A 245-nucleotide genomic window follows, 5' to 3' on the forward strand; every position below is an offset into this window, starting at 1 on the left:
TGAGCGATGAAATCAACGATTTTGTTTCATTCCCGCTCGATCCGTGCGGTCACGGCCGACAGACGGTCGATGGTTCGGCGAGCCAGAACCTCCGTCTTGTCCCCGTGGGCCGCGCCGCGCACGGTGACGGTCTCCGCGTCGCCGCTCTCATAGATGCGGACGCGGGTTTCGCCGCCGACCTCGATCACGCAGCCCTGGCCTCGGCGCGGCCAGACCCCGAGCGCATATTCCAGCACCACCCCCGA

At 66.5% G+C, this 245-nt stretch carries 1 protein-coding gene; it reads right to left on the reverse strand.

What is annotated here, in order from left to right:
* Nucleotides 1-26: 26 nt before the first annotated feature.
* Nucleotides 27-245 (reverse strand): hypothetical protein (locus tag CVH10_RS26320; protein ID WP_219925062.1); only part of this gene is annotated, 219 nt, incomplete at its 5' end.

Source organism: Halomonas sp. ND22Bw, assembly GCF_003011945.1.
Lineage (GTDB): Bacteria > Pseudomonadota > Gammaproteobacteria > Pseudomonadales > Halomonadaceae > Halomonas > Halomonas halophila.